Origin of the sequence: Caulobacter sp. S45 (assembly GCF_903642205.1) — a bacterium.
In the GTDB taxonomy this organism is placed as follows: domain Bacteria; phylum Pseudomonadota; class Alphaproteobacteria; order Caulobacterales; family Caulobacteraceae; genus CAHJWH01.
The window spans coordinates 1-6155 of sequence record NZ_CAHJWH010000175.1 but is presented as its reverse complement, the minus strand read 5'-3'; the positions used below and the strand labels follow the sequence as shown (position 1 = coordinate 6155).

Genomic DNA, 6155 nt, shown 5'->3' with positions numbered 1-6155 from the left:
CAGCCCCCAGGAGTGCGCCAACTACCTCGTCAACTCAGGATACGCTCCAAACTGATCCGGTCACGCTCTAGGCCTCCTGCAGTCGAGACGTCGCTTCGGAGTGAGGGCGCGGGGGACATCCAGGCACGCGAGCCTCCGACAGGGATTTCCACAGACGGCTGGTCGTAAAGGCTCCGACCCGGTCATTGCTCGTAAGCGGGCGGAGGCGGAACTCCTCCGAAGCCAACAGCGTCCTGCGCAGATCCGCGGCGCTCCATGTCCTGCTCTCCAGCTCCGGCTGATAGTCGCGATAGGCGTTTTCGTCAGGGGCGCGCCCCAGTACGTCAAGGTAGACGACCTCCAGTTGATGCTCGTAGGGAGCCTGCAGCAGCCACGGAAACCCGTCGAGGCTTGTGGAGGCCGTTCCGTCCGGCAGCTGTAGAAGCTGCTCGACCGTCCGCGGGCCGGCGGACACGGTGATCTTGCGCCCAGCAAGGGTCAGTTCCGCTCCGTCCTCAAGGCGGGCCAGCCGCAAGGTCGGATCGCCGCGACGAAGCCGGGCGGACAAGGTCGGTCCAGGGCTCATACTGAACCAATAGTCGTCGGAAGGTCCTTCAAGCGGAACAGGAACGAGCAGCCTCTCCAGCAGGCCGAGGCGCCGCGCGACCCGGAGCAGTAGCCGGCCGGGGATGCGCGGTCTTCCGGGCCGCTTGAGGTGGCAGATCGCGTGCCCCACCAGCTTCATGTCGTCGAAGAGACCGACCACTGGCCGATACAGCGGATCAAAGGGCCAGACGGAATACCCCACGACATCCCCATGGGGCAGCACGAGGAAGCAGGACATCGTTCCACCTCGATCAGCCCGCCCGACCGTGGCGGTGGACATGGCTTGAGCTTTTCCGCTATCGGCGACGGCATGGCCGGACGCCGCGTCGTAGCCGGTTTCAGCTGTGTGAGATAGATCGTTGCGGCGCCTTGGTGGTTCGGTCATGGACAAGCTGTACATCGACGTTTCGACGCTGCAGGAGTCGCAGTACACCGGCATCCCCATGGTCACCGCGCGCCTCTGTGCTGAGGCTCTGGGAGATGCGAGCGTCGAACCCGCCTTCTTCTTCGGTCGGTACGAGATTTCGGCACAGGCCGTGGAGGCGCTCCTGGGCGGCGGCTTCGGTCGCTTGTTCGCCTGGTCGGTTGGCTGCTATCGCTTCGCGCCCTGCCTGCCCGAGATCGATACCGGCAGGCGTGTCTATGGCCTGCACACCAACTCCAAACTCGTCCGGAGGATGTTCCCTGTAGAGGGTTCCATAGTGCACGATCTGACCACCGTGGTCTGTCCGCAATATCATAACAAGGACACGAACCAGTATCACAATCAGCGGTGGCTTGGAGACTTGATGAGCGATGACATCATATTTGCCGCCTCTCATTCCACTGCAACCGATATACGGACCTTTTTCCCGGAAACGTCGGCCACGCCGATCGTCGTCACTCACTGGGGCGTGGACTGGAGCCACATCGATGCAAGCAAGAACGAGCCTGATCCTGTAGAACCCTACATACTGGTTCTGGGAACGCTTGAACCTCGCAAGAACTTGAACGTCATGCTCGACTTGCTGGAGGCCCATCCTCAGATCGCCAGGATGTATCGCATCGTGATCAGCGGCCGGTTCGGGTGGGGCGACAAGCTCGAGACGCATCTGAAGGCCCGCGGCCTCGGCTCACTCGTTGCTGCGGGACGGATCGTCCAGGCAGGCTTCGTGAGTGAGACGGCCAAATTCGCCCTGCTCCGGAACGCCGCCGCTTTGGTCTACCCCTCCGTCTACGAGGGCTTCGGTCTCCCCGTGGCGGAGGCGATCTCACTGGGCGTGCCGGTGGTGACGACGGCCGCGTCCAGCCTGCCGGAGGTCGGAGGCGATTTCGCCTTCTACTTCGACGGAGAGACGGTGACGTCTCTGCTGGCCGCGTTGACGGCGGCCCTCCAACAGCGTCGCGTACTCACTGGTCGATCCGGAGAGTCTCTGGAGGAGTGGAAGGCGCGGTTCTCCTGGGCGCGGGCGTACAGGCTGATCCGCGACGGCTTCATGGCCCTGCCGAACGCCCACCTGTCCACAAAGAACCAAAGGACGTCCAATATCACCCAGGCTGTTTCGTGAACCTGATCAAGGACTGCATACTCTTGTCGCGCCCGCCAGTGGCGCATGGCGGCGAGGCGCTTGGCCACGCGCATTATTCATACGGCTTTGCTGCTGGATACTTTGAACGCATGTTTGCGCAGATGGGGGTGGAAACACAGGCGATCTCGCACCCTGAACAGTTCAAGACCGATGCTTTCGCGAAGGCGCATGGCCTCAGCCTCGGTCGCTACGTTCACTTGATGTTTCGCAGCACAGAACACCTGAGACCTGTCCAAGGCTCATACAACATCGCGTGCTTTGCCTGGGAATTCCCAGTGATCAAAACCGACGGGCGCAGCGACGAGGCGGTCGTCGACCAGCAGGCGCACATGCTCTCGCTTTGCGAAGAGATCTGGACGCCCTGCAGCTATGGCGTAGATGTCCTGCGCCGCAATGGCTTGGAGAACACCCACTACATTCCAGCCCCGGTCCCGCTTCCTGACACGTCGGCGGCCGGTGCAGAAGCCGCGATCAAGACGCTCAGCCTCGTCGAGTCGATGCATCTCTGCTCGGCATCCGCCCCTCGCCTCCACGTCGCAGAACGGATCGTCACCGGGGCGGTCAGGCCGCTGTCCATGCAGCCATGGCTGCGGCAGGTCTTGAGCAAAGGCGGCAAGATCTTCCTGACCGTCTGCAATCCCTACGACCTGCGGAAGAACCTCGCCAATCTGATCGACGGGTTCCTCATCGCCGCGCAGGGACGCAGCGACTGCGTGCTTATCGTGAAACTCGCCACGTCTGGAACTCGAGGCGAGCCGGTCGGCTATGTCCACGAGGTGCTGAAAAGCTTGTTCGGCAACCCGCACGCCTTGGACGAAGCGCAGGTCATCCTTGTAGGTGGCTATATTCCTGACGATCAGATGGAGGCCTTGTACGATTTGGCCGATTTCTATCTTTGCAGTTCCGTAGCTGAGGGGCAGAACCTGCCCCTGCTGGAGGCCATGGGGAGGGGCTGCATACCCGTATCTACGCGTAACACCGCGATGCTTGACTACCTTCAAGAAGACTGTGGGGTGATCATTGAAGAAAGACGCTATCTCGGTCTGATCGCGGGAACCGCGGCGGATGTCGCCGGCAAGCGCTTCGAGATCAGCTCCGCAGATCGCTTCCAGGTGGCGGCAGGGGTCAGGGCTGCGCTTGAGCTGTCACCGGCCCAGGCTCGGACAAAGATGCACGCCTGTCGCGAGGTGCTGCTCCGGCTGTTCTCGTGCAAGGCGGTTTTCGAGAAGATCATGACCCGCCTGAAGGCGATTGAACTCGGCTTCCAGTTCGAGCGCCGGCCTGCAGAAGCCGCCGGGAATGGGATGCATCGGGTGACCGGCGCCGGGTCGCCCGGCCAGGCCGAGGAGAGCGGGCCAACCCAAGGCGCGTGACGAGCGCCTGACGCCGCCGGTCATTCGAGGATTATCGCAGTCGCCCCTAGGCGCGTGAGCGCCAAGTTCAGCGCATGCTCGTAGGTGAGCGAAAGAGCCACCGCCTGGCCGGCCCGTGCGATCTCCCGCGCCTGTCCATCGTGGGTCAGGCACCAGTCAAGCTGTTCGTCAATGTCGCTGAGGTCCGCCTTCACGGGTATGAAGTGCTCCCAGGGACGAAGGCGGTTGTAAAACCACATCTCGAACGGTGTCCCGACCTTGAGCACGCAGGACCCGCACAGAAACCGCTCCATCGTCGCCCATGCATTGGCCACCCCATCGATGTCGAGCTGGAACTTGTAGCGGGAATGATCCGACATAGGCAGGCTGGCCCGCAGAATGCCCTGTTGCCGGAAGTAGGTCAGCGCCTCCTCGTCAGACTGGGGCTGGATCCAGGCCCCTATCAGGCCGACATCGGCATAGGGGTTCCCGCGCAGGTGCAGGGCCGCGCTCACTCGGGGGACCTCGCCCAGCGAAGTCACTGGCGCCCCGTCCGGCTTCACGCCGTTATGGCTGCCGCGGCCGCGCCAGAACAGGATGTCGGCCCGGTCCAGCCACAGGGGCAGCTCACCCGCCTCGGCAAGCCGGCGTAACGGCTGGAATCCCCGGGCGAAATAGAAGTAGGGATCAACGATCAGCTGCACGAGCGGAAACAGCCCCACCGCTCGCCCGAAAGCGAGTGACGAGAAGCGATGATGGGCGTGATCGTCGAACTGAAGGACGGTCAGGCGCTTCGCATTCCCTTGCGGGAGCGGCTTTGTGGCCGCCTGGGTCAGCAGTTCGCGCAGCATGTGGACGGCCGATGACAGCCGAATGTTGGGAGATGATACGCCGGGCGCTGCGATGCGTAGACCGCCCTCGCCCGTGACGGCGGTCAGGACGCCGTACAACCCCAGGGCGGTTTGGCTCATGGGTGCGGACGCGATGAGGAGACGGTCGCCACCTCGGAGAATTGCAGCAGGGCGTCCCATGTCTGGCTATGCCAAAACAGTTCGCGCGGACATCCATAGGGATCGCCTGTCGGGAGAATAATACTGGCTTCGCCGAACACCGCCGACTCCTCCCCGCATGCGTGGAACCAGGGCTGGTGCTGCGCCGCATCGCACAGGACGACCACCCCGACCCGACCTCCCGTCGACGACAGCTCGGCCGAGACGCTGGCCAGCATGGAGGCTCCGTCCAGCACCCGCGCCTCTTCACAGCCGTACTGGCGACATGCGCGTGCAGCCTGTTCGCCAATCGACGGATCAGACGCAAGAACCAGCGCCAAGTGCGGCCGAGCCGAGATGGCTTCGACGACCAGCGGGTCACTCAGGAAGGCTGGCCGCAAGGTCTCCAGCCAGCCTTCCGATGCAGGCCGTACAGCCGGCCCGACCGATCGCCTTGCACGCACGCAATCAAGACTGCTCAAGGCCGTTGGGCCAGCCAGATCGCCCCTCTGAAGCGACCGCAGCGCCACGCCCAGCGCGCGTCCGTCGTCCCCGGCGCCCAGCTTCCGGGGACTGACCGGTTTGTCCACCTGCAGGCGCAGGTCACGGACGCCGCCAGGCGCGGGAGGAAGCCCCAGGTCCAACGAGAAGTCGAGACCATGGCGAGTGGTGTTCTCGATCGCGCCGATCAGGATGTCCGCGTCCCAAATCTCGACGCGTACGGTACGCTGCGGGTGACCGATCAGAGAGCCTTCAAGCCTCCAGCGGGTGGGGACCGCCGGGCTGCAAGGCAGGCGTAGCCCTGCGCGCGGACCATGGCTCCAGACGAACTGCGGTTCTGGCGCAGACCAGCCTCCATCCAGAAGCCAGAGGCCGGCCCCGCCTGCGCAAGTCGGCAGGATGCCCGAAGGGATCCAGGGCTCCACCTGGTCCGGCTCCATGCACAGGGCTATCGGTGGGACGAGATCAGCCGGCGAACCCCCGGCATCGCACCCTTCTACCTCTTTCTGCGCTCGCGACTCCGGCAGACCAAGTTGGTCGGCGAGAACCTGCCACAGCCGAGTGCTTCTTCCATGCACGTCCTCAGCAAGGAGCTGCGGCAGAACCGACAGGCGCAGATCGAGCGCCAGCAGCTGCGACCAGGCCCTGCTCTGGTCGGAATCCTCCGGCCAGAGGGCGCCCACCCCCCGGTGCAGGAGCATGAGTTCAGGCCGGACATAGACGGCGCGGAGACGCTGTCCGCTTGCCTCGGCATGCGCCGCCCATGCGTCCGGACCAAGGCTCGTGACGATGATCGAGCCTGGCCCCAGCCCTCTAAAATCTGCCGGGCCGTCGATGTCTTCGCCGACCATGCGGACGGCGTGACCCGGATTACTCGCGCCGATAGGCTCGGCCAGCAGGTCCTGGATGCAGTCTCGCAATCTTGCGGCTGTGGTCTTGTGCAGAGTCAGGAAAACGACACTATCAGCCATGTGTCAGCCTATATTCGGCGCAGCTGGGCCCGCAAGCTGCCCCATGGATCAGGCGGATCGCCGCGCATCCGGTCGCTCTGCGAGCGGAGCGCCTCCCGGCCCGCTGTCAGCAGCACGGTGATCGCTTGAACGGCTGGGGGGATTTCGGCGCGGGGTGATGTCTGATTCATGGGAGCCCTTGGTGGAGGG

5 protein-coding genes are annotated in these 6155 nt (G+C 64.0%); 2 read left to right on the top strand and 3 right to left on the bottom strand.

The genetic code is table 11. The features are described from left to right. Window positions 1-67: 67 nt before the first annotated feature. Window positions 68-976: a hypothetical protein gene (locus HUV06_RS14095; protein WP_174301887.1), complete on the bottom strand. Its 909-nt coding sequence runs from the start codon at window positions 974-976 to the stop codon at window positions 68-70. On the opposite strand from HUV06_RS14095, the gene HUV06_RS14090 reads away from it, so the two are divergent. Together HUV06_RS14090 and HUV06_RS14085 are read left to right on the top strand one after the other, a co-directional pair. Beyond that, on the top strand, window positions 969-2132 hold the full coding sequence (locus HUV06_RS14090; RefSeq protein WP_174301886.1) for a glycosyltransferase family 1 protein: 1164 nt from the start codon (window positions 969-971) through the stop codon (window positions 2130-2132). The two genes, HUV06_RS14095 and HUV06_RS14090, sit on opposite strands and share 8 nt — an antisense overlap. Beyond that, complete coding sequence (locus tag HUV06_RS14085) at window positions 2129-3526, top strand: glycosyltransferase (RefSeq protein ID WP_174301885.1); 1398 nt, start codon at window positions 2129-2131, stop codon at window positions 3524-3526. Before HUV06_RS14090 ends, HUV06_RS14085 begins: the two co-directional genes overlap by 4 nt. A gap of 20 nt (window positions 3527-3546) precedes the next feature. On the opposite strand, the gene HUV06_RS14080 is transcribed toward HUV06_RS14085, so the two are convergent. Together HUV06_RS14080 and HUV06_RS14075 are read right to left on the bottom strand one after the other, a co-directional pair. Beyond that, window positions 3547-4476, bottom strand: a complete 930-nt coding sequence (locus tag HUV06_RS14080) for a glycosyl transferase family 90 (RefSeq protein WP_174301884.1) — start codon at window positions 4474-4476, stop codon at window positions 3547-3549. Beyond that, window positions 4473-5966, bottom strand: coding sequence for a hypothetical protein (locus tag HUV06_RS14075; RefSeq protein WP_174301883.1), 1494 nt, complete (start codon window positions 5964-5966; stop codon window positions 4473-4475). Before HUV06_RS14075 ends, HUV06_RS14080 begins: the two co-directional genes overlap by 4 nt. Between the last annotated feature and the right edge of the window lie 189 nt (window positions 5967-6155).